Source organism: Vibrio sp. 10N.286.55.E10, from assembly GCF_002872555.1.
Taxonomy (GTDB): Bacteria; Pseudomonadota; Gammaproteobacteria; order Enterobacterales; family Vibrionaceae; genus Vibrio; species Vibrio crassostreae.
Window position 1 is genome coordinate 60623 of sequence record NZ_MCSD01000007.1, and the last position, 21049, is coordinate 81671.

The following is a 21049-nucleotide window of genomic DNA, read 5'->3' on the forward strand; positions in this document are numbered from 1 at the left end:
ATACTTGTCAGTGATCTACACCATCAAACTGGACGCTATGTTAAGCGACTTTCCATACCTTTAGTTATCTCTGAATTGTTAATTTAGGGGAAGCTGTAGCTCATTTATGCCCCAAACTGTTTAGGGTAAATAACCCTCATCTGTTGGAAGCAGTATGTTTTCCATACTTAAAGTTATCAATTAAAGTCAAATTGGCTAATTTGACCATCATGTCTGCGAATCGAACTAGGAGAATAAAAGTATTGAGCCAGTTGCACTAAATTGGATCTGACCACGTTATATTCACTTAGTAGAGAGCTTCGATCTCTGCTTGAATAACGTCGATGAGCCACTGTGAGAATGGTGTGTCCTGAAACTTCTGATTCACAAAGCAGCCAATTTTGTTGTGAACTACCCCTTCCCAATGGTTAATGTTGAGAAGAGTTAACTCTTCAAAAAGCCCTTGTCTCGTGATCTCACACACCGCCATGACAGAGTGTATTTTTCTGACGGTATCTAAACAGATATCTAACTTATCGCTCCTCAGTAAAATACGAGGCTCAAAGCCACGTTCTTGATAGTAGGAAACGATTCGGTTGTCCTTTCGCACATAGTCGGGCATACGCACGACAACGAGGGGATATTGCGCGACATCTTCGAGCGACACTTTATCTTTTTTAGCGAGTGGACTGTCTTTGTGACAACACAATCGCACCTCGGGTGCGTTGGTTTCAATTTGCGCGATATTGTGGGACACGTCGATAGGGGTGTAGTTGATGCCAATGTGAATATCACCTGCTAAGATTTGCCTCTCAGTTGTCGTCGACCAACTCTCAAGCGTGATAATGGCTTTTGGCGCTAGCTGATGCAACCTCATGAAAAGGGTTCTAATTAAGGGTCGAGCGAGTGTTCCATTCAGGTGAATTTTTATCTGTCCCCGATAGGTTTCAGGCACAAACTCATCTTTGTGGCTATACAGCTCTTGCAAGTTACGCATGACAGAGGGGAGCTTCGATAACAAGCGGGTGCACTTTTCTGTTGGCACCATACCGTGATGCGTTCGGATGAACAGCTCGTCATCGAATTGCACTCTAAGTCGCTTTAATGCTTTGCTCACAGCAGATTGACTTAAGAACAAACGATCAGCTGCCGTTTGTGTATTGAGCTCTTCGCCGAGTACTTTGAGCACCTTGATAGAATTAAAATCAAGGTTATGCATTTGATTGTCTTTCATCGGCTCGCCTCATTGATTTGTTCAACGGTCAGAGTCGGGTAAACATATTGATCATTTGGGTTGTCACAAAGAGCCATGATCTCATTGATGCTTTCTTGGGTGATTTCGATCAGCCATTGAGAATAGGCACTTTCTCTAACTCGGTTTGCCACCGTATAAGCAATAGGGTAGTGATCTACATCATCAAGATGCGCAACATCAAGCAGAGCCAGGTTTTCTTCCTGCATCAGAGGGCTAACTATCTCGCTGACCGGCATGATTCCATCGGTTGACTGCAAGATCTCTGAACACATATCCATCCTATCCGTTCGCAGCATGACATTGGCGATGTAGCCCCTTCGTCTGAGATAAGTTTCTATGTAGTTTTCATTGTTAGCGATGCCAGGCATGGTCGAGAGCACTAGGTAAGCAGCCGCAATATCTTCTAAAGTGATTGGGTGCTTATTGATAAGTGGATGTCCCTTTCGACAACACAGCTTGAAATGAGGAGAACACAGGACCTCCTGGAAGAGACCATCAGACTGGCTGATCGGGAAAAAGCTGACGCCAATATCGACCTGGTTTTGACGTAGTAGCTCTTGGGTTGATGCGGCCCAATCTTCGACAATCAAGGTCGCGTTGGGTGCGAGTACACTCAGTTTCTCAATTAAAATACTGGACAGTGGGTGATTCAGTACGGGGTTGATGTGAATACGGATGTCACCAGAATAGGCTAATGGGTTAAAGCTCAGCTCATCTTTAAAAAGCTCTTCTAGCTCTCGGAGCACACTGGGTAGTTGCCCCAATATCGCTTCACATTTAGGTGTAGGCTCTAAACGGTTTTGTTTCAGTGTGAAAAGCGGGTCGTCAAACTGCTGGCGAAGTTTTTTCAGCGTTTTGCTGATAGCTGGTTGGCCAATGTCTAGACGCTCTGCGGTTCTCTTGGTGTTTTTCTCTTCTCCGAGGACTTTGAGCGCTTTCAAACTATTGAAGTCCAACCGGAACATTAGGTCATCTTCCATTGATTTCCCCTCAGTGCTGCTTGTGTCCTTAGTATTATGAATTTGAGGAATAGTTAATTCAACTCCAATTCGATTTTTTCTGATTTAGTATTTGTATATATTTCTCCCCGTCAACTGATGTGACGAATGAACGCGAAGGAGGCGCAATAATAAAACTTTTAAAATCAGAGAATTAAACATGAACAAGCTAACTCTATCACCAATCACTTTAGCAACAACACTGGCACTTTCTTTAGGCGCAAATGTTGCAATCGCAAACGACGCAGCACCGATTAATGTCACCGTTGAGAACTTTGTCGAAGTTGAAATGGACGCTCGAATTCAGCGTTTTTTCGACGCAGGTGGCATGAACCAAGGCATTATCTTTTCTGAACCAACGCCAGTTGACGTGCAGCCTGTACCACGAATGAATCGCGACACACTATACGGTGGTATTCCAGTAGATACATCGGAGGGCTTCACGATTTCAATTCCGGAGCACCCTGAAAATCGTTACGTATCGGTTTACCTGCTGGATAACGAACACAAGACCATCGATATCCTGAAAGGCTCAAACACCGTTCATGAGTTTGAAGGACAAGCAGACACGCGCTACATCGTTGCGATTCCACGTATTCAGCTGTTCGACTCAAACGATGAGCAAGACATCCAAATTGCACGTGACATTCTAAACGGAGTAGAAGTGACTTCGGGCAGTGAAGAGCCGAAGCCTCTAGCAAACTGGGATTGGCCGGGAATGATAGAGCTGCGTGCTGAATACGAAAAAGAGATGAGAGATACCATCACTCAATACCCAAATGACTGGCAAGGTAAGCGTGGAGAAGTCGACCGATACGAAGGCCATAACATGGCGGTAGCGACTTCATGGGGACTATTCCCGAGTTCAGAAACTGTTTATATCGCACAAGCGCCACACTTAAGTACGCAGGAATGCTACACCGCGACTTATGAAGTGCCTGAGAACGATGCTTTTTGGTCTATCACTGTCTATGACAACCAAGGTTACATGTTCTCTGACCATAACAACATCAACGGTGAAGTCGCAGCGATGAATGAAGACGGCACGTTCACGATGCATTACGGCAATACAGAAGTGTGTGGTGATATTGAAAACCGTTTGGATACAACAGAAGGCTGGAACTTGTTATTACGAGTGTATGAGCCTGCACAAAACATCATTGCTGGTGACTACACAATGCCAGAGATTTCTCTGAAGCAACTTTAATGTTCATTACTGCACAAGGATGTGCCTTCTAGATTTAAATACGAATTTCTATAGGCATGACAATGATTAACAATAAATCACTCTCTTCAATCGCCCTATCAGTGGCAGTGGCTCTATCAGGTTCAGCATTGGCTGACACTCAAGACGTGCAGGACATGTCTGACCCGCTATCGGTTTATACCCAAGCAGGCTTAGGGTACACAGATAAAGGTCTAAACCTAAAAATCGGTCAGGCATACGACACCGGTGATGCAAACACCATGGCGATGAACGTCCTTGAAGTAAAAGGCTTCGCTGGCGATGCAATCGGCTGGAATGGTCGCGGCGCGGACGACAGCATCGACTCTTTAAGATACCGAAACTTCAGTGTGGATTTGACCAATGGTCGCGGCGCTCAGGTGGATGTCAATGTCGCATTTGATAGCGACCTGGGTACTCAAGGCACAGCTTCTTATAGCCTAATTCAAGCTCTGCCCAAAATGGGCCCATTAAACCTTTACCCTCTTGCTGGAGCAGGCTTAGCATTTGGTGAGAGCTTTGACCAAAACAACAAAGGCGCACTGGAAGCTCAAGACCGTTGGGACTTACATGGCTCATTCTATGTAGTGGGAATGTACGGAAAGCTAGAGTTAACCGACAACATTTGGGTCAACTACAACCCAATGTACATGGGCACAATCTCAGGCTCAGATCCGTTCCAAAATGGCAGTATGGAAGGCAGCGATAGCGTGTTTACCCATGAAGCGGCCGTCAGTTACCAGATCAATGACCGAACCAATGTTCGATATTTTGCGAATTGGACTGAAAACACCAATTACGCCAACGGTGACCACCGTATCGAAGTGAACTATCAATTCTAACTCATTCAAATTAACTCGTCGCATGTGACCAATATAAGCGACACCAGCACACGGATGTGTCTTTGATGATTACATATTTAAAGGCATACAAATGAAAAACGTAAAAACTCTTCTTTCTCTAGCGATTGCTTCAGCACTAACACTTTCAGCACCCGTTATGGCAGACGATGTCCATGATGCAGACCCTCGTAATACCGCTTGGCGTGGTGGTATCGCGACAGATAACAGCGGCGAGATTAAACTGGTTGCAGGTGGTGGATTCAACAACCTTTATGGTGGGGGCGAATACGCAACCCAAACAATCATGATTGGTGAGTATTTCACTCAATCAGAAGACGCACGCTTTCGACTAGCGAACTTTGACCAACGTTTTGGCGGCGTTTACCTTGATACTAACTTTACTGAGGCGATGGACTTATACACCGTAGGTTACATGCTGCCCCTTACCGCGACGAATGGCACCACTCAGTTTTTCCCATCGGTGAACTATTCGTATATCGATATCGACACAAATAAGATTGCGAATGGCCTAAATTCAGTGTCATTTATGAATGGTTACTCTACAGGCTCTGGTCAGTTTGCCGGTTTTACTGGTGATATGGTTAAGCAAGCACTAGGTGGCGATGATGCGCATATGGCGTCCGTGAACCTCTATGGCTTACACCCATGGAACGACACACACTATACCGTATTCCAAGCATTTGGTGGCTCAAGCTATGGTGGTGTTGACCTACAAATGGTGGATTTAGTGCTGTTACAAGGCGTGAGAACAACCGTTGGGGAAGGGGTGTTCAATATTTACCTTGAAGGTAAGTACACTCATATGGAAGTCAATGATGTTCAGGGCTTGGATAAAGACTACATCCGAGGCGATGAAGCGAAGGTTTCAGTGGGTTTTGACTGGCGTTTTTAGAGGCAATGCATGAATAATTGATTAGCAATCACGTACTGTAGTGACATCGTTAGTTTTGCTACCTTTGTGTTTGCTTAGCTCATGGTTGCGATGCCTGAGGTACTCTGAAAAGTCAGAGTGTATTTTGATTTGCAACTCGGTTTGTAGTGGCTGAGTGAATTGGTCACTACAATAGATTTTTTCTATACTTCAAGTAATCCATTGAATGCTAATTTAGCAGTGTCACTGACTCACTTTTGTCCAATTCCGTACTAGCAGGTACCAGGATATTCCGTGATTTTTAAGTTCGATGAAGGGATAAAGCCTTCAAATCAACCTAAGTATGTTTTGAAAATGTGATTAAAAAGGCTGAGTCAGTAATCTGCTCAGCCTTTAATTCATTCGCTGTTCTATACAGCCTATTCCATTAAAGGTAACGGCTTCTTAAATGGTCTTTGAAGAATTGAGCATTCAAGGTTTCACCCGTCGCGCCTTTCACCAAATCATCGGTACTCAGCAGGCTCCCTTTGCTCCAAATGTTTGACTCTAACCAAGTGAAGATCGGTGATAGATCACCGCTTTCAATTACTGAGTTCACATCAACCGTTTTCTTCATTGAAGCCATGAACTGAGCCGCGTACATCGCACCTAATGTGTAAGATGGGAAGTAGCCGAATGCGCCGTCTGTCCAGTGGATGTCTTGCATACAGCCGTTAGTGAAGTTGCCTTGAGTGCTTAAACCAAGGTAAGACTGCATCTTAGTGTTCCAAAGTTCAGGAACATCAGTGTGTTTGATTTTGCCGTTAATCAGGTCACGCTCAATCTCGTAACGTAAGATAACGTGCGCTGGGTAGGTCAGCTCATCGGCATCAACACGGATGAAGTCTTTCTTTACGCGTGTGTAGATCTTCTGGAAGTTCTCTTTCTCAAACTCTGAGCCTGAGAATTGCTGACCAGCCAAGTTTGCTAAGTGCCCGATGAACGGGTCGCTGCGGCCAACTTGCATCTCGAAGAACAAAGATTGAGATTCGTGGATACCCATAGAGCGTGCTTCGCCCGCCGGTTGGCCTGCTAGGTGTTTTGGTAAGCCTTGTTCGTAACGTGCGTGCCCTGTTTCATGCACAATGCCCATTAAGCTTTGAACGAATTCCGCTTCGTCGTAGCGCGTTGTGATACGCACGTCTGAAGGCACGCCGCCACAGAATGGGTGAACACTTTCATCCAATCGGCCGTGTTCAAAATCGAACTGAAGCAGCTTCATGACTTCTAAACCCAGTGCTTTCTGTTTCTCAGTCGAGTAGATACCAGATGGCGCGTTAAATTGCTCGCTCGATTGCTTTTCGATCACTTCGTCAATCAGGGTTGGAAGCCATGTTTTAACGTCTGCAAATAAGATATCCAGTGAAGCAGAGCTGGTGCCCGGTTCATAGATATCAAGCATCGCATCATAAGGAGTTAAGTTAGCGGCATCTGCGCGGATTTGTGCTTCTTCACGTGATAACTCAACCACTTCACGCCAGTTCTTTTCAAAACCAACCCAGTCGTTGTTACCGCGTTGGCTACGCCACGCATGTTCACATTTTGAACCCGCTAGAGATTTCGCTTCAACCAGTTTTTCTGGAAGTAGGTTTGCTTGTTGCCACTGGCGTTTAATTTCACGAAGTGACGATTGTTGCTCGGTGTTCAGCGCTTCGTTTTCAGCGTCTGCAATCCAATCGCCAAGTTGTGGCTGAGTCATTAGGCCGTGAATATGAACAGAAAGCTCGGCCATCGCTTCACTACGTGCTTGGTTACCGCCAGCTGGCATCATGGAAGCTTGGTCCCAACCACAAATAGAAGCTAGGTGTTGAAAGCGGGAACATTTTTGAGAGTGTTCGACTAGTTTTTTGAATGCGCTCATTTGACTACTCTTAATTTGGTTTCTTTAAATGATCCTTAGGGCCGCGTCAGCGTTAAGTTTCATCTCTCATGTACTTTGATTATGGCTCTGCTTTTTAATGGCGCTGACCTCCGTAGTCGAAGATATAGCGAGAAAAGCGTGAGGCGGTACGATGCCTTGAATTTACTATTTCTTAACAAATTAAACTGTACCATTGTGCACAAAATCAGTGACTTGTATAGCTGGTGGCAATTGTTGCTTGCGAATTTTTCAGATACACGGTATTGATGATAGATCGCTGAACAAGAATGACAATAATATGGATATTTTGAACTTTGAGGCATTTCTGATTGCCATCACGATTTTAACGTTAACACCAGGCTTGGATACGGCTTTGGTAATTCGCAATACCAGTCGCTCTGGCTTATCTGATGGTGTGATGACCAGCTTTGGTATCTGTAGTGGTCTTTATGTGCACGCCTTTTTCTCTGCAGTGGGTATCTCTGCGATTCTTGCTCAATCAGCTGAACTCTTTCAAGCCGTTAAAATGGTGGGTGCGGTTTACCTGATTTGGCTTGGTTTAAGCAGTTTACGCGCCTTAATGAAAAATGGTGGCGGGCTGAAGGTTGGCGAGCAAACTCATCAAGCCTACAGCGCAAAACGTTCTTTGCGTGAAGGTTTCTTATCTAATGTGCTTAACCCGAAAACAGCGGTTTTCTATTTGGCTTTTTTGCCTCAGTTCGTAAACCCTGAAGGTTCGCCGTTATTACAATCTATGTTGATGGCTTCGGTACACTTCATGATTGCTATGCTGTGGCAATGTGGCTTGGCTGGTGCACTTAACTCGGCTAAAAATTTGCTAAAGAATGCGAGCTTTATGAAGTGGATGGAAGTAGTGACTGGCATAGTGCTGGTGGGGCTGGGCATTAAGCTTCTCATGGAAAAGCCGGTTTAGGTATTTCTGGTTCGTGATGAACGTATTAAAGCCCACGCTAGGTTATTGTGACCAAATTAGCGTGGGCTTTATCGTATTACGGGGTAAGCGTTCTGTTATCGTGTATCTACACTATATTAGTCAGCTAGACGAACGTTGAACTCAGCCCCTTCAAAGCCTAGGTCGCTCAGTTCTTGAGCATCAAAGTTGGTCGTTACATCAATATTACCAAGCTGTTCAGTTATTTGGTTTTCGCCGTCAATACTGCTTTCAGAACGCAGACCACCTGCATTCAGCGGTTTAGCTTGGCCAATTTCGATTGTACCAGCGTATTGAGATTCTGCGTAAAAATCACCCGATACGTAAGAGTGGAAGGGACGTAAGCTTCCGCCTGTTGCGTATTGCATGTTAGATAAGCCTGCTTCTTTAATTGCCCAGCCCCAGTCCCACCATTTTGATTCGCCAGGAATGTAGCGGTGGTCCCACTGGTAACGAATGTCAGCAGAGTGATCGCTCGTACGACCCATAGTGAACGTATGTCCGATAGTAGGGCGGTTGTCCGGGTGCGTATGCCATGCGTTGCCACTCCAGCGAAGGAAACCATAGAATTCAACGTCGTAAGCAATATCGGCGTTAAATTGGTATGGGTACGAGATAGTTGAACGGTACAGCTCGACTTTAATAGGGATCTCAGAGTGAGCAGGAACCATCGGACGAGCTTGAAGCGTTACCGTCTCACTTGAAGAGCCGCCATTCGTTTTTGCGAAGCTTTGATTAGCTTCAAATTTGATGGTGAGCTTGGTATCACCAACTAAAGGCCATTTGAACGTATTCTCAGTAGAAACGCTTTCAGAAAAACCGTAGCTGTTTGTTTTTGACCAGTTTGTAGACTCATCTACTTTTAAGTCAACGACAACTTGCTGTGCAATATCACTATAGTTTCTAGCGGTTGCGTGAACTGTTTTTATGAGTTCGCGATCTGACTCTGTCACCTCACCGTGCGAGAAGTTGTCATCGTTAACAGTGTAGGTAAAATTATCAACGATGATTTGTGTTTTATTACCACAGTGATACCCACTACAAGAGCCGTTGTTGTTTCCTTGAATTACCCAACGATCGCCGGAACGATCTATGACCATATCTTCGCCGACATAAGGGCTGTTATTGCCGCCAACCCAAGCGTACCCGAGGAAATGAGCCAAGTAACTTAGAGGACGTATAAAGTCTTGGCGATCAGTGACTAGGCCATACTCAACATCAATTTCATCGCCTTCTGGCACCGATTTAGCTGGGTAGTTTGGAATTTCTGATTGGTAGTCATTCGGGTAGCAGAAGGTTTTATCGTTTGGCGTATCTTGTTTGATTAGCCCGTAATAACCCGGCCCCATAATTACCCAGTTGTCTTTAAGGCCAACAATATCCCAAGTGCCCATGCGCGGTAGTAGTGAGTTTTTATGCTCTTCTGCTTCAAAGCGGTCTAAAGGGCGATAACCTGCACGACAGACATCATCGCCTAAATTGTCACGCACGATTTGATCTGGGTATATTTTCGCGTTTACTCCGGTCGATAGTACAGACAACACTGCCGCTGCCAAGATACTTTTATTTTTACTGATCACTAATAATCCCCTCATTTTCTTTTTTATATTGGTAATGCTGTTTTGCCTTGCTTACACAGGACCATTTCACTTTTTCATACTGATAAAAATAACGATACTGAAAATGATTGAATAAATTTGTTCTTATAAATCAATATTTTGTAATGATTCTATTAATATTTGATGAAATTTTGATGCAACGAAGAGAGATTTTCTCGGCGCACTTCATAATGAATTTAGAAAAATGAAACTTTTTTAGGATTCGATGTACGTTAATGTGGTTTTAACGTTAAAGATGTTTCCGTGATTTACCATGGATTACCAAATAATAAGCGTCGTTGTAAATGACGGGTCGGCATGAGGGATGAGAATGAACGATGGGCGTTATTGAATCGATAATTATTCTCAAACATATCATTTGGAAATAATACTAAGTCGTTTCTATGGGTATTCAATTGGGACTAATAATGAGATCTTACTTCAATTATTTTGTGAGATCGTATTATGAAGTGACGATGTATGTCTAATCGATAAAGCTTAATATAGAGACTTTTTCAATTATGAGACGTGTTAGTTTTAAGGATGGAAAGTTAGATAAATAAGGGATAGAAGAAGAGGGGAGGATTTCGAACTGAGTCGAAATCCATTTTAATAAAATATGGTTTTGAAGAGCATTTATTACGAATTAACAGTGGAAGTCAGCGTTTAGCTAAAAGCTGGGTACGCCCTGTATTGCAACTCCGAATAATGGCAAATGCTTCATTGGCGCTCAAAATATCAATATTCAATGTCAGTGGGTCATTGTTCAACAAAAGGTAAGGCGATAACAAGTTATCATTCATTGCCTCATTTATCTTCTGTACAGACAGTAAGTCTATCGTGCCTGCAATCGCAAAACTGAATGACTTAGAGTATCCCACATTTCCTTGGAAGCGAAGAACGATAGGGTTGGGTATTTTATCGTCTTGTATGGAGACGATATGCAGAACTTTGTTATCCCTAATTTTAGTGAATCCATCGCTGCGCAACACGTTATCTTCAGCGAGTAGATCGATCATACTGTGTTGGTAACTGTGATCTTCAAGTTTGTGAGAATCAGGAATACTCCACACCCCTGCCAATAGGATTAGTGCGGAGAAGACAGCAACAAATGGCATCAAAATGACCCCCTTCCTAGGAATAGCTCAATCTCTTTACTGGCTTTGTCCAGTTGCGATGGTTCGTAAAAAATGTTCACTGATTTGCGAGTTACCTTATTGAGCATGGAGAGTTCTGAATAGCCTGGCTCATCGCTGATGTAGGCTACGCAATCGCATTGGTATTTGTAGAGAATAGCCTCGAGTTCTGGGCTCAAGGACATCTCTGTTTCTTGAAAAACTTGTACCTGCCCAACCCATTGTTCATTAAGTCGGTTAAAGGGGGCGATATCACCAAGGCTTTTATCGTGAACCTTAGCAAAAGCCAACAGTGCCGATGACAACAGCAAACAGCCCGTTATGAAGTAACACAGTCTGTTTTTGTATAAGCTGACCTGAGAATAGGCAAGTGAAGTCGATTTGGATTCAGGTGTATCGTTGCTCGCAATAGAGGCTGCAATACTACTATGACCGAGTGGAACTTTGTCACTCACAGGAGTGAGAGGAACAGTGGTTTCGCTTTGTGGTTGCGAGTCAATAAAGACGCATTCATCAATTAGGCGGTAACCGACCTTTGGCACCGTGACGATGGGTGTTTCTCTGATACCAAGCTTAACGAACCCTTGGCGAAGTAAGCTGATACACTTCGCAAGTGACGTATCCCCAATGAACTCGCTTCCCCATGCGAAGCTAATAATATCTTGTTTGTTCACAATTTCAGGTGAGTTTTTGAGTAATAACTCTAAAACGCGAGTCTCACGATATCCTATCTTAATAGAACGTTCGTCGTTATAAATACGGTTTTTAATCGGGTCGAATCTGATCATATAGCCAACGTTTTATTTTTATTATAATTCTCTCAACAATTTAGATAACTATAAACTGACTATTATATGAATTAAAGTCACATGTTTTATTCTGGTGTGTTTTTGAGTGGTCATAACAAAAGCGTTCTTTATTTGTTTATGAAAGAAACTCTGCCATTTAGTCACAATCTGTTAAATATAAGTAACATCTAATTAAGTGTTGATTTTATTAGTGAGCTTTTAATTAGAGAGTTTTGGTTCAATCTTTACCAATAAATTAATTAGAACACTGGTCTAATTAAAATCTTATTTTATTTGTGGATATACTATAGTAATAATTCAATCAGTTTAAGTATCGAAGGGATATAAAAAAGCCCGTACTTGAATGCGGGCTTTGGTTCAATCAATTATGATTATGCTTTAACAGCTTCACAATCTTTTGAAGACGTTAAAGGTTTGAAGAATAGCTTAGTTTCTTCGATAACAACATGGCGTAGCAAGATAAGGCCGATTAGGTTTGGAATTGCCATCAGGCCGTTGACGATATCTGCCAATATCCAGATCATGTCGAGCTTCAAGAATGCACCAGAAGCCACCAACGCAATGAAGATGATCTTGTAAGGTAGGACTGCTTTAGTACCCAGCAAGAAAACAACACAGCGCTCGCCGTAGTAGTTCCAGCCTAAAATCGTAGTAAACGCAAAGAAGATTAGGCCAACTGAAACCAGCATAGGGCCAAGCGTGTCTGCATTCAGACCAACAGCAAATGCATGAGTGGTCATCGCAGCACCAGAAAGGTCAGTCTGCCAAGCGCCTGTTAAGATAAGTGCCAAACCTGTCATCGTACAAATGATGATGGTGTCGAAGAAGGTACCTGTCATAGAGACCAGTCCTTGTTTCACACATGAGTCTGTTTTAGCCGCTGCTGCAGCCATTGGTGCACTACCTAGGCCAGATTCGTTCGAGAACACACCTCGAGCGATACCGGATTGGATAGCAAGCATGATGCTCGCGCCAAAGAAACCACCGGTTGCTGCTGTGTTGGTAAACGCAGAAGTAACAACAAGGGTAATGGCATTCAGTAGTTGGTCTGCATTTGAAATCAGAACGCTTAAACACGCGACGACGTACATCACCGCCATAGTAGGAACAACTTTCCCTGCTACTTTAGCGATAGATTGGATACCACCAAGGGTTACCACCGCCACCAATATCGTAAGCACGACAGCAGACATCTCACGAGAAGCGCCAAATGAGATTTCAGTTGCATCTAAGATAGCGTTAACTTGTGGGAAGGTACCAATACCGAAGCAGGCAACACCCAAAGCGAACACAGCGAACATCACCGCCAATATTCTTGAGCCAACACCGTATTGAAGATAGTACATTGGGCCGCCAACCATTTCGCCATTGCTATCGGTTCTGCGGTATTTAACAGCAAGTAGACATTCCGCGTATTTGGTTGCCATGCCAAATACAGCGGCAAGCCACATCCAGAATAGGGCTCCAGGGCCACCAATCTTGATTGCGGTCGCTACACCTACGATGTTACCTGTACCAATGGTTGCTGAAAGTGCAGTACACAAAGCGGCGAAACTCGATACGTCACCTGTACCGGATTTGTCTTTGCTGAACACCATTTTCAGTGCGGTTGGGAGGTGTCTAAACTGGAGTAAGCCTAAGCGAAAAGTAAAGTAGATACCTGTACCCACTAGCAGAATAAGCAGTGGTGGTCCCCAAACGAATTGGTTGATGGTTTGTAGTGTAGCTTGTAGGTGGTTCATAGATTCCCCTTAATAAATTAAAAAATTTAAGGAGAAGAGGGAAGGCAGTGCAGATCACAGGGATCGGTAGCACTACTTAATACATACGGATTTCTAGATAGAATTCTTTTGTTAATTAAGGCTTGTTGCTTTCCACTCCTCTGTCCTTTTGCCTGAGAGTTTCACTTAGCGAATCACTTATAGATAAGTGACGGGCACTAAGCTTGCTCCTTCGGCGACCGATCTAACGGTTCTCTCCAGAGGTTCCTCCAACGACAGTCCTCACTTTTCTGGATTTCTCCAGCATAAAGCACCTGAAAGATTTACTTCTTCGGCGGGTCAATCTAACTAAATGTTAAAGTTTAGTTAAAAACCACTCTCCTGCAGTCTTCATCGGAACAATTACCTAAATAATTAGGTAATCTGTAGGCGTATCCTAGATCATATAAAATGTGATGTCAGCTACAAAATATCTGTTTGCACAAATGTTGTTCAACTAAATGATCAAACAACGAGTCTCTGACGTAACTTGCTTATTTAAATGGTATAAAATAGAGAAACAAGGAGGAGTTATGACACGACTAATAGCGATTGTTTTTTTATTGGCTTTGGCATTTGTACTATTTCGTTACCGGACAAACGAAAAACTGCAAAAAGGGGTAGTGATAGTTATCGTTAGCAGCTTCCTTTTGTATACTGCCAGCTTGATGATTTCGGAGTTAACTCGTTAAGCCTCTCTGTGAGCAGTTGGGATGAACGTGTTGGCAAAAGCTTAAGTGCTTCTGACTTGAGCGATAGGTTTAACTGAACCTACACTATCAGTATTGGTATTAGTGCCAGTGACCGCGTAACGTTAAACATATTTTTGGGAGTACCCGCTAGTGAACCAGCAATCTGGACAAAGCGAACAAGATGAAGTGGTTGTTATTGAAGAGCGCGATAAACGCAGTCAGCTCTATATCGGCATTGCTGCGGTTATAGGTCTAGCTCTGGGTGGCTTAATCGGTTCTACAGTCACTGCTTCTAAGTGGGAGTCCACTTATCAGGTACTCGAAACTCGTTATCAAGAACTGCGTGATAGCAAAACAGAATTGATGACGTCGGTTGAAGCTAAGGTGGCAAAAGTTGATACCGAGATCGACGCCAAAGTCGAAGTCGCGCTAGCAAAACAAGCGGAAGAGCATCAAAAAGAGCTCCAAGAGTTAGCGAAACAGTCTGCGGTTTTAGAGAAGGCGAACTACTCGTTAGAACAGCAAATAAACGAACAAAAGCAAACGCTAGACAAAACAGAGCAAGATAATCAAAAGCTAAACCGTCAGGCGGATATGCAGTCGACCTTGTTTGAACGTTCTCGTGAACTGTTCCGTAAAGAATTACAAATATCTCAAGAGCTTGAAAAACTTGAGAAAGAAAGAGGCGAGCTTGAACAGAACCTTGGTTCACTTAAGAAAGCGTGTGATGTTTTCTTAGATGGTACATCATGGGATGCGAAATCTGACGCGTGTGAGAAGCAAGACAACGCAAACTCTCGCCTAAGCGATATCAGACAAATGATTGAAGTCCACACCATGGATCTCAAGCAAATCAAAACGCTAACCGAAGAGATGGGTCTATAGACTCAAACCTTTAACTCATTCGTCTTTAGCTATAGCTATTCAAACGCCCACATCATGCAAATGGTGTGGGCGTTTTTCGTTCCAAATTGCTTATTTATGCTGTTAATCTGTTCCGTAGCTTAGTGCATAACCGTTTTCACTCTATTACCAAACTATCCGTGATTAGAGCCGTAAAATGGTTTTAATATGTGATTAATTGAATATCTGGTGACTTTGCACGCATATTTATAAGGTTGAGAAACAGCATAATAGCGGTGTTCTAGGATGAACACGTGGTCTGTTGTAGTTCTGTGATTAGACCATCTCAATGGACAGGGATTAAACCATGAATGAATATCTGTGTGAGAACTGCACCGTAGCCTACTGTTTTGATGATTGTAACTCGCCATTAGCGCAACGAGATATGATTGAAGTAGAAGAGGCGGTAGATCGTAAAAAAGTAAGCCAAGCTCCTGAACGGCTTGAGCAAGAAAATTCAGATACAAAAATCCCTACGAGCTAAACAATAAGCCAGTAGGGATTTCAGATTAATTGCAGTACTGTTCTCGCTTTCTCAAGCAAAGGGTATTACAAAAATTTTTAGAACAGTGTTATTTGACGATAAGCACTGAAGAGAAGTTATTTCTCATAAGTTTTGATTTCGCCAGATTTCACGCGAGCAACAAATGATTGCAGTTCTTTCTTCACAATTGGCATCAAGAAGTACAGACCAAGAATGTTGAAGATAGACATCGCAAAGATAGCCGCATCAGAGAAGTCGATTACCGCACCAAATTGAATCGTGGCACCAATAACAACAAACACACAGAACATCACTTTGAAAATCAGCTCCGTTGTTTTGCCTTCACCAAATAGGTAAGTCCAAGCTTTAAGACCGTAGTACGACCAAGAGATCATGGTAGAAAACGCAAACATGATTACCGCGAGAGCGAGTGTGTATTTGAATACTTCTGCCGTTTCAGTAAACGATGCAGCAGTCAGCGTTACACCCGTTAAACCAGAACCATCGAATGGACCTACGTTTAAGCCAGCGATAGTGATAACCAATGCGGTCATTGTACAAATGATTACTGTATCAACGAACGGTTCTAATAGTGATACTAGACCTTCGGTGATTGGCTCTTTTGTTTTAACCGCTGAGTGAGCGATAGCTGCTGAACCTACACCTGCTTCGTTCGAGAACGTTGCACGCTTCAAGCCTTGAATTAACGCTCCAATGAATCCACCAACAACACCTTCACCAGTAAATGCACCTGTAAAGATTGCGCTGAACGCAGGACCAACTTGATCAAGGTTAGAACCGATAACAATCAGAGCCATACCGATATACAGAGCAGCCATCCAAGGAACAACTTTTTCCGTTACCGATGCGATAGAAGGCATACCACCAACAATCACAGAGAAAACTAAAGAGGCAAGTACAAGGCCAGTGATTACACCGTATTCACTTGGTACGTCAAATGCGTAAGTTAACATGGCGTGTGCTTGGTTAGCTTGGAACATGTTACCACCGCCCAATGCGCCCAAAATACACATTAATGCGAAACCAATAGCGAGCACTTTACCTAGTCCGCCTAAACCTCTTTCACCAAGACCTTGGCTTAGGTAGTACATTGGACCACCCGAAACAACACCTGAAGGTAGGACAGTTCGGTATTTCACACCTAAGGTACACTCACAGAACTTAGAAGCCATACCAAGAAGGCCACACAAGATCATCCAGAATGTCGCGCCAGGACCACCAATCGCGAGTGCAGCACCCACACCAGCAATATTACCAAGCCCAACAGTACCAGAAAGCGCCGTTGTTAACGCTTGAAAGTGAGAAACTTCTCCTTCGTGTTTAGAGTTAGGATCGGTGTACTTGCCTTTGATAATATCTATTGCCATCCCTACACGTTTAAATTGAACAAAGCCAAAGTAAACAGTAAAGATGATCGCAGCGAGCAATAGCCAGCCTACAATAATCGGGAAGCTTGCTTCACCTACCGGTACGCTTTTAAATATTAGTCCAACGAACCAACCTGTGTATTCGTTGAAAAATCCATCAACACTTTGACTTAAGTTGCTGATAGCTTGGTTAAATGATCCTTCTTCTGCAAATGCACTGGAACTAAACAATAATATAAACCCAAAAAATAATTCACGTATGTTTTTCATGGTTTTCCCTGCTTTTTATTAAATTATGTTTGTTGCTGTTGTGTTTGTTAAGTATTTCAATAGCTTATATATTTCTTTGGTAGCGACAAAAGCTCTGTTACTAAGTCAAAATGCGAAATAAATATAACTACTAATCACGTTTTATATGGAGATCCTTTCGGTACGTCCATCAATCAGACTATGATATTCGGCCTATCAAGTCTTACTGATAACCCTATACATAAAAATAATGCCATCAAAGAAATTTTTACAATAAATTTACAATTATTCGGGTTTTGTCATCATTTTGGAATAAGTCGATGATTTTCGCGCTAGGAAAAGTATATGCAGTGATAGCAATAGCGGCAGGCGAATTCTGTCAGGTGAGCGGTTTATTCTTGTATAAAACGATTCTATGGATCTTGAGATGTGATTTTCAAATAAAGCGTTCGCAACCTGTTAGCAGTGAGTGAAGCGAGCTTGAAAACTTGATATGTTTTTGGCGGCTGATAACCGTTCGACGGTTAATGTGCACCAAGCTTGGAGGCATTAAAAAGCTCTTTAGCAGAGCTTTTTAATGGTTTTCGATGAGCCAAACAGCTTAATGGCTGTTGCTATTATTGGTACTAGCGCTGCTAATAACGACACTTTTACTCGATTTGTGGTAGAGCTTAAGTGCCAGCAACGAACCCCATAGAACAACTTGTCCCCATAACAGCGTCCATTGAGGTGCTACTTCTTGCCAGGAAGCGCCCATCTGATTCAGCGCCAAGAAGCCTTGAATCGCAGGGGTACTTGGAAATAGATCCGATAGCAGTACTAACCACTGTGGCATCATTTCAACAGGCCAGATAAAACCTGAAGAAAAGATCAGTGGCATTGAACTGATTAACACCACAACCGTGACTAACTCTCTTCGTGGTACTAACTCACCAATAAAAATCCCGATCAAACAGCTGGCCAGTAAGAAGGGCAGTAATAAGGTTAAGATCTGTGTTGTTGAGGCGAGTAGGTTTATCCCATACATCGAAAAGCTTGCGCCGAAATAGTACATCGACAACAGGTAATAAATGCCGACTAAGGTACAACAACGAGCAAGAATCAGTTTCGCCGGAGAGGTTTTACTCCAGTAGCCAAACGTTGATTGAGCGTTTTGGGTTGCACCAACTAAACCAGAAGCCATGGCTAGGGTTTGTTGCAGGATCAACACAAAGACGGCTGGGACTACGTAATCGATGTATCCCATGCGACTGTTAAACGTTGGTTTTAGGTTCAAGCTGAATGCACTATAGCCTTTGGCTGCAGACTCTAAAGGCACCCCTTCGACTAACAAATGTCTGACCTTAACTTGCGCAGCTAACGTGCCACCTGCCTTGGCAAGCCCTTCAACAATGGTTCCGTAGACTAAAAAGTAAGAAGCATCGCCAGCGTAAGAAAGCGTCGGGCTCTTGCCAAGCAACAAATCTTTATAGAAGTCTTCTGGAATGACAAGGAATCCGCCAATCTCTTGGTTAAGCACGGCTTGTTTAGCATCGGCGATAGTGGAGTCTCGACGAACCAACTCGATTTGAGAGGTGGCATCCACCATTCGTTCTAATTGGTAGCTGCTTTGACTCTTATCCAAGTTCACAACCGAGGCTTTCAGTTGTTGAGGCACTTGATTAGCGTAAGGCAATGGGTACAAGAATGAATAGAAGACCACACCACCAAATACGGTCAGTAATACTACTGGGTTACGCAGAACCGCCAGGAGTTCTTGCTTCAGCAATTGAGTAAAGCTCATTGATTTACTCCTTTATGCTCTGCTTGTGTTGACTGTGCTGCTTGCGCTAAGTGCTTTTTAATCAATAAGATCACCACAAAAGCAGGAATAACATACCAAAACATAGAGGTGAGGTGCATCAGCGACTGTGCGGCGCTCGAACCATAGCTGGATTGAGCCGTTTGCACTTCAATGTAATGACTCACAGGCAATAAGCTTCTCCAGATTTGCGCTGCAGTGTTCATGTCGGTTACTGGAAAGGTAATACCCATGAATGCAAAACTTGGTGCCGTAAATGCGCCAGCGAAACTCATCGCCCTTGCAGGATCAAGTGTTAAGAAGAAAAACAAACAACCCATGATGATACAACTAATCACAGTAAGCAGTTGGGCGATGGTCAATGCCCCAAAGTTGCCGTTAAATGGCCAGTCTAAGAGCACATAGAACCAAAAGCTAAACGCGATACCAAACATCAAAAACAAGACAAGGTAGGGCGTTAATGTTGATGCGAGTGACTTCACAGGGGCGTTGGATAACCAAGCGTGAAGGCCACGAGCTCTAACGTTCGCCGTCAAAACCAATATTGTGCCCACCACAATCATGATCTGCCACAGTGCAGGGATAACCGCAGACACCAAGAATTGAGCATAACTGGTGTTTTTGTTGAACAGTGGCGTGATCTGGCTTTGCACTGTTACTGCTTGGCCTAATGCTGATTGCACCGTGGTATCGCCGTGTGACAGCTGTTTCACGACTTCAAGTTGCGCGTTAAAAGTCCCTTGAGCCTGCAGCAACGCAGAGTTCACTAGCTTACCGATTAAGATAAATTGGCTGTTATAGAACACAGACACTTGCGGATTCAAGCCGAGCAGAAGGTCTCGGTCGAAGTGTCTTGGTATCACAACATAGCCATAGATATCGCGTTCAATCATCGCTTTTGCCGCATCACTCGGAGAGTTGTATTTCTGAGAGACTTGCAGCGTTGGTGACGCATCAACAAGGCGTGTGAATTGTTGCGAGATTTGACTGTGCTCAAGGTCGACAACTGCAACGGGTAAGTCACGAGCGATTCCTTGTGAAAAAATCAGCCAGATACTGGCAGCAAGCAACAAAGGGATCCAAGTTAGGCAAGACAACAACCATTTGTCTTTGCGGACAATCGCCCACTGCCTAAGCAAGGTATTCTTCGTTCTATGATGCTCAGTTGATTGTGAGCTTATCGATCGAGAGTTAGCAGACATACGTTACCTAAAGTTCAACCACTAGGCTCATGCCCATACGCAGTGTTTCGCTCGTGTCGACAGGGTGCGCTTCTACTTCAAAAGTACGTAAGTCGAAACCTTGTGCAGCGTCTGTTGAACGCCAAGTTGCGAAATCACCCATTACAGCGATGTGTGTGACTTGGAAAGTTAATGATTTATCCAGAGCCGGTAGGTATGCCTCAAACTGACTGCCTTTCTCGAAATGCTTAAGCATATCTTCACGCACATTGAGCACGGCCCAAGCATCCTTGGTGTCGATGACAGTCACAACAGGGAATCCTTGTGGTGCGAGTTCACCGCTGCTCAATAGAACTTGAGACACTTCGCCATTAAACCAGCTGTGGATCTGTGTGTCTTTTGCGTAAGCTTCAACTTCCGCCACTGCGCCCGCCGCCATTAACGCTTTTTGAGCGGCTGCCACTTTGGTTTCGTCACGAGCACCTTCTTGCGCCAATTGATACATTTGGAACGCAGCACTTTCGGTGTACTTCGCTGCTTGCCATTGAGTTTTCGCTTCATCACGCTTCTGCTCGGCAACCACACCATCGTTGTAAAGGTTGTTTACACGTTGGTAAGTTTTGTCCATGAGATCGGCAGCTGCTTTGGCTTTTAACCATTGATCTTTAGCTGCTTGAATCTGTTGAGTACGCGCGCCATTCTCGGCTTCTTGAGCTAATGCCCCCGCAGCTTTCTGACCGGCTTTTGCTTGTTCTAGCTTCGCATCAATTTCAGGGCTAAGAAGAGAAAAGATCAATTCGCCTTTTTCAACCGAATCGCCTTTACGCACGAATATTTCATCAATTCTTCCAGGCACTTTCGATGAGATACTGTATTGCTGTGCATCAATTTGACCTTGAAGCTTAACAGGTTGAGGTTGATAAGCTTGGTAAAAACTGTATCCGACCCAGCCAATAATGCCGATACCAACTATAGATAGAAGAAGGGGCTTAATAGGTTTCATGA

Annotated in this window: 17 protein-coding genes and 1 riboswitch; of the genes, 6 read left to right on the plus strand and 11 right to left on the minus strand. The window is 43.6% G+C overall.

What is annotated here, in order from left to right:
- Positions 1 to 286: 286 nt before the first annotated feature.
- Together BCV39_RS05930 and BCV39_RS05935 are read right to left on the minus strand one after the other, a co-directional pair.
- On the minus strand, positions 287 to 1213 hold the full coding sequence (locus BCV39_RS05930; protein ID WP_102433348.1) for a LysR family transcriptional regulator: 927 nt from the start codon (positions 1211 to 1213) through the stop codon (positions 287 to 289).
- The gene (locus BCV39_RS05935; RefSeq protein ID WP_102433347.1) at positions 1210 to 2214 is read right to left on the minus strand and encodes a LysR family transcriptional regulator; all 1005 of its coding nucleotides are present in this window, start codon (positions 2212 to 2214) and stop codon (positions 1210 to 1212) included. Before BCV39_RS05935 ends, BCV39_RS05930 begins: the two co-directional genes overlap by 4 nt.
- A 178-nt stretch (positions 2215 to 2392) precedes the next feature.
- Between BCV39_RS05935 and BCV39_RS05940 the strand changes: the two genes are divergently transcribed.
- The 3 genes from BCV39_RS05940 to BCV39_RS05950 all read left to right on the plus strand — a co-directional run bounded on the left by BCV39_RS05940 (position 2393) and on the right by BCV39_RS05950 (position 5212).
- Positions 2393 to 3439 (plus strand): DUF1214 domain-containing protein, encoded by a 1047-nt coding sequence (locus BCV39_RS05940; protein WP_102433346.1) that lies wholly within the window; start codon positions 2393 to 2395, stop codon positions 3437 to 3439.
- Positions 3440 to 3501: 62 nt separating this feature from the next.
- Complete coding sequence (locus tag BCV39_RS05945; protein ID WP_102433345.1) at positions 3502 to 4299, plus strand: hypothetical protein; 798 nt, start codon at positions 3502 to 3504, stop codon at positions 4297 to 4299.
- 91 nt (positions 4300 to 4390) lie between these two features.
- On the plus strand, positions 4391 to 5212 hold the full coding sequence (locus BCV39_RS05950) for a hypothetical protein (protein WP_102433344.1): 822 nt from the start codon (positions 4391 to 4393) through the stop codon (positions 5210 to 5212).
- Between the two features lie 406 nt (positions 5213 to 5618).
- On the opposite strand, the gene BCV39_RS05955 is transcribed toward BCV39_RS05950, so the two are convergent.
- Complete coding sequence (locus tag BCV39_RS05955; protein WP_102433343.1) at positions 5619 to 7091, minus strand: carboxypeptidase M32; 1473 nt, start codon at positions 7089 to 7091, stop codon at positions 5619 to 5621.
- Positions 7092 to 7389: 298 nt separating this feature from the next.
- On the opposite strand from BCV39_RS05955, the gene BCV39_RS05960 reads away from it, so the two are divergent.
- Entirely contained in the window at positions 7390 to 8025 is a 636-nt protein-coding gene (locus tag BCV39_RS05960; protein WP_102433342.1) for a LysE family translocator, read from the plus strand.
- A 116-nt stretch (positions 8026 to 8141) separates the two neighbouring features.
- On the opposite strand, the gene BCV39_RS05965 is transcribed toward BCV39_RS05960, so the two are convergent.
- The 4 genes from BCV39_RS05965 to BCV39_RS05980 all read right to left on the minus strand — a co-directional run bounded on the left by BCV39_RS05965 (position 8142) and on the right by BCV39_RS05980 (position 13328).
- Positions 8142 to 9623, minus strand: coding sequence for an aerolysin family beta-barrel pore-forming toxin (locus BCV39_RS05965; RefSeq protein ID WP_102433341.1), 1482 nt, complete (start codon positions 9621 to 9623; stop codon positions 8142 to 8144).
- A 677-nt stretch (positions 9624 to 10300) separates the two neighbouring features.
- Positions 10301 to 10762, minus strand: a complete 462-nt coding sequence (locus tag BCV39_RS05970; RefSeq protein ID WP_102431703.1) for a hypothetical protein — start codon at positions 10760 to 10762, stop codon at positions 10301 to 10303.
- A complete protein-coding gene (locus BCV39_RS05975) occupies positions 10759 to 11565 on the minus strand; it encodes a winged helix-turn-helix domain-containing protein (protein ID WP_102431702.1) in 807 nt (268 codons plus the stop codon). Before BCV39_RS05975 ends, BCV39_RS05970 begins: the two co-directional genes overlap by 4 nt.
- Positions 11566 to 11957: 392 nt before the next feature.
- On the minus strand, positions 11958 to 13328 hold the full coding sequence (locus tag BCV39_RS05980; protein ID WP_048659467.1) for a sodium:alanine symporter family protein: 1371 nt from the start codon (positions 13326 to 13328) through the stop codon (positions 11958 to 11960).
- 130 nt (positions 13329 to 13458) lie between these two features.
- Positions 13459 to 13578, minus strand: a riboswitch (glycine riboswitch).
- Positions 13579 to 14188: 610 nt separating this feature from the next.
- Between BCV39_RS05980 and BCV39_RS05990 the strand changes: the two genes are divergently transcribed.
- Both BCV39_RS05990 and BCV39_RS23125 read left to right on the plus strand, forming a co-directional pair.
- Complete coding sequence (locus BCV39_RS05990) at positions 14189 to 14923, plus strand: chromosome partitioning protein ParA (RefSeq protein WP_102431175.1); 735 nt, start codon at positions 14189 to 14191, stop codon at positions 14921 to 14923.
- A 325-nt stretch (positions 14924 to 15248) separates the two neighbouring features.
- Positions 15249 to 15425 carry a hypothetical protein gene (locus BCV39_RS23125; RefSeq protein ID WP_165886700.1) on the plus strand — a complete coding sequence of 59 codons (177 nt, stop codon included), beginning with the start codon at positions 15249 to 15251 and terminating at the stop codon, positions 15423 to 15425.
- Positions 15426 to 15541: 116 nt separating this feature from the next.
- Here the strand turns inward: BCV39_RS23125 and BCV39_RS05995 are convergent, their stop codons facing one another.
- The 4 genes from BCV39_RS05995 to BCV39_RS06010 all read right to left on the minus strand — a co-directional run bounded on the left by BCV39_RS05995 (position 15542) and on the right by BCV39_RS06010 (position 21047).
- Positions 15542 to 17083: an alanine/glycine:cation symporter family protein gene (locus BCV39_RS05995; RefSeq protein WP_055318313.1), complete on the minus strand. Its 1542-nt coding sequence runs from the start codon at positions 17081 to 17083 to the stop codon at positions 15542 to 15544.
- A gap of 580 nt (positions 17084 to 17663) precedes the next feature.
- Positions 17664 to 18845, minus strand: coding sequence for an ABC transporter permease (locus BCV39_RS06000; protein WP_102431176.1), 1182 nt, complete (start codon positions 18843 to 18845; stop codon positions 17664 to 17666).
- The gene (locus BCV39_RS06005) at positions 18842 to 20065 is read right to left on the minus strand and encodes an ABC transporter permease (protein ID WP_102431177.1); all 1224 of its coding nucleotides are present in this window, start codon (positions 20063 to 20065) and stop codon (positions 18842 to 18844) included. Before BCV39_RS06005 ends, BCV39_RS06000 begins: the two co-directional genes overlap by 4 nt.
- Before the next feature lie 7 nt (positions 20066 to 20072).
- Entirely contained in the window at positions 20073 to 21047 is a 975-nt protein-coding gene (locus tag BCV39_RS06010) for an efflux RND transporter periplasmic adaptor subunit (protein ID WP_048659461.1), read from the minus strand.
- Positions 21048 to 21049 lie beyond the last annotated feature (2 nt).

Excerpts from the sequence above, each read along its gene's own strand:
- BCV39_RS05995 (WP_055318313.1), bottom strand. The coding sequence starts at position 17,083 with ATGAAAAACATACGTGAATTATTTTTTGGGTTTATATTATTGTTTAGT.
- BCV39_RS05940 (WP_102433346.1), top strand. The coding sequence starts at position 2,393 with ATGAACAAGCTAACTCTATCACCAATCACTTTAGCAACAACACTGGCA.
- BCV39_RS05945 (WP_102433345.1), top strand. The coding sequence starts at position 3,502 with ATGATTAACAATAAATCACTCTCTTCAATCGCCCTATCAGTGGCAGTG.
- BCV39_RS05955 (WP_102433343.1), bottom strand. The coding sequence starts at position 7,091 with ATGAGCGCATTCAAAAAACTAGTCGAACACTCTCAAAAATGTTCCCGC.
- BCV39_RS05930 (WP_102433348.1), bottom strand. The coding sequence starts at position 1,213 with ATGAAAGACAATCAAATGCATAACCTTGATTTTAATTCTATCAAGGTG.
- BCV39_RS05950 (WP_102433344.1), top strand. The coding sequence starts at position 4,391 with ATGAAAAACGTAAAAACTCTTCTTTCTCTAGCGATTGCTTCAGCACTA.
- BCV39_RS06010 (WP_048659461.1), bottom strand. The coding sequence starts at position 21,047 with ATGAAACCTATTAAGCCCCTTCTTCTATCTATAGTTGGTATCGGCATT.
- BCV39_RS05975 (WP_102431702.1), bottom strand. The coding sequence starts at position 11,565 with ATGATCAGATTCGACCCGATTAAAAACCGTATTTATAACGACGAACGT.
- BCV39_RS05960 (WP_102433342.1), top strand. The coding sequence starts at position 7,390 with ATGGATATTTTGAACTTTGAGGCATTTCTGATTGCCATCACGATTTTA.
- BCV39_RS06000 (WP_102431176.1), bottom strand. The coding sequence starts at position 18,845 with ATGAGCTTTACTCAATTGCTGAAGCAAGAACTCCTGGCGGTTCTGCGT.
- BCV39_RS05980 (WP_048659467.1), bottom strand. The coding sequence starts at position 13,328 with ATGAACCACCTACAAGCTACACTACAAACCATCAACCAATTCGTTTGG.
- BCV39_RS23125 (WP_165886700.1), top strand. The coding sequence starts at position 15,249 with ATGAATGAATATCTGTGTGAGAACTGCACCGTAGCCTACTGTTTTGAT.
- BCV39_RS05935 (WP_102433347.1), bottom strand. The coding sequence starts at position 2,214 with ATGGAAGATGACCTAATGTTCCGGTTGGACTTCAATAGTTTGAAAGCG.
- BCV39_RS06005 (WP_102431177.1), bottom strand. The coding sequence starts at position 20,065 with ATGTCTGCTAACTCTCGATCGATAAGCTCACAATCAACTGAGCATCAT.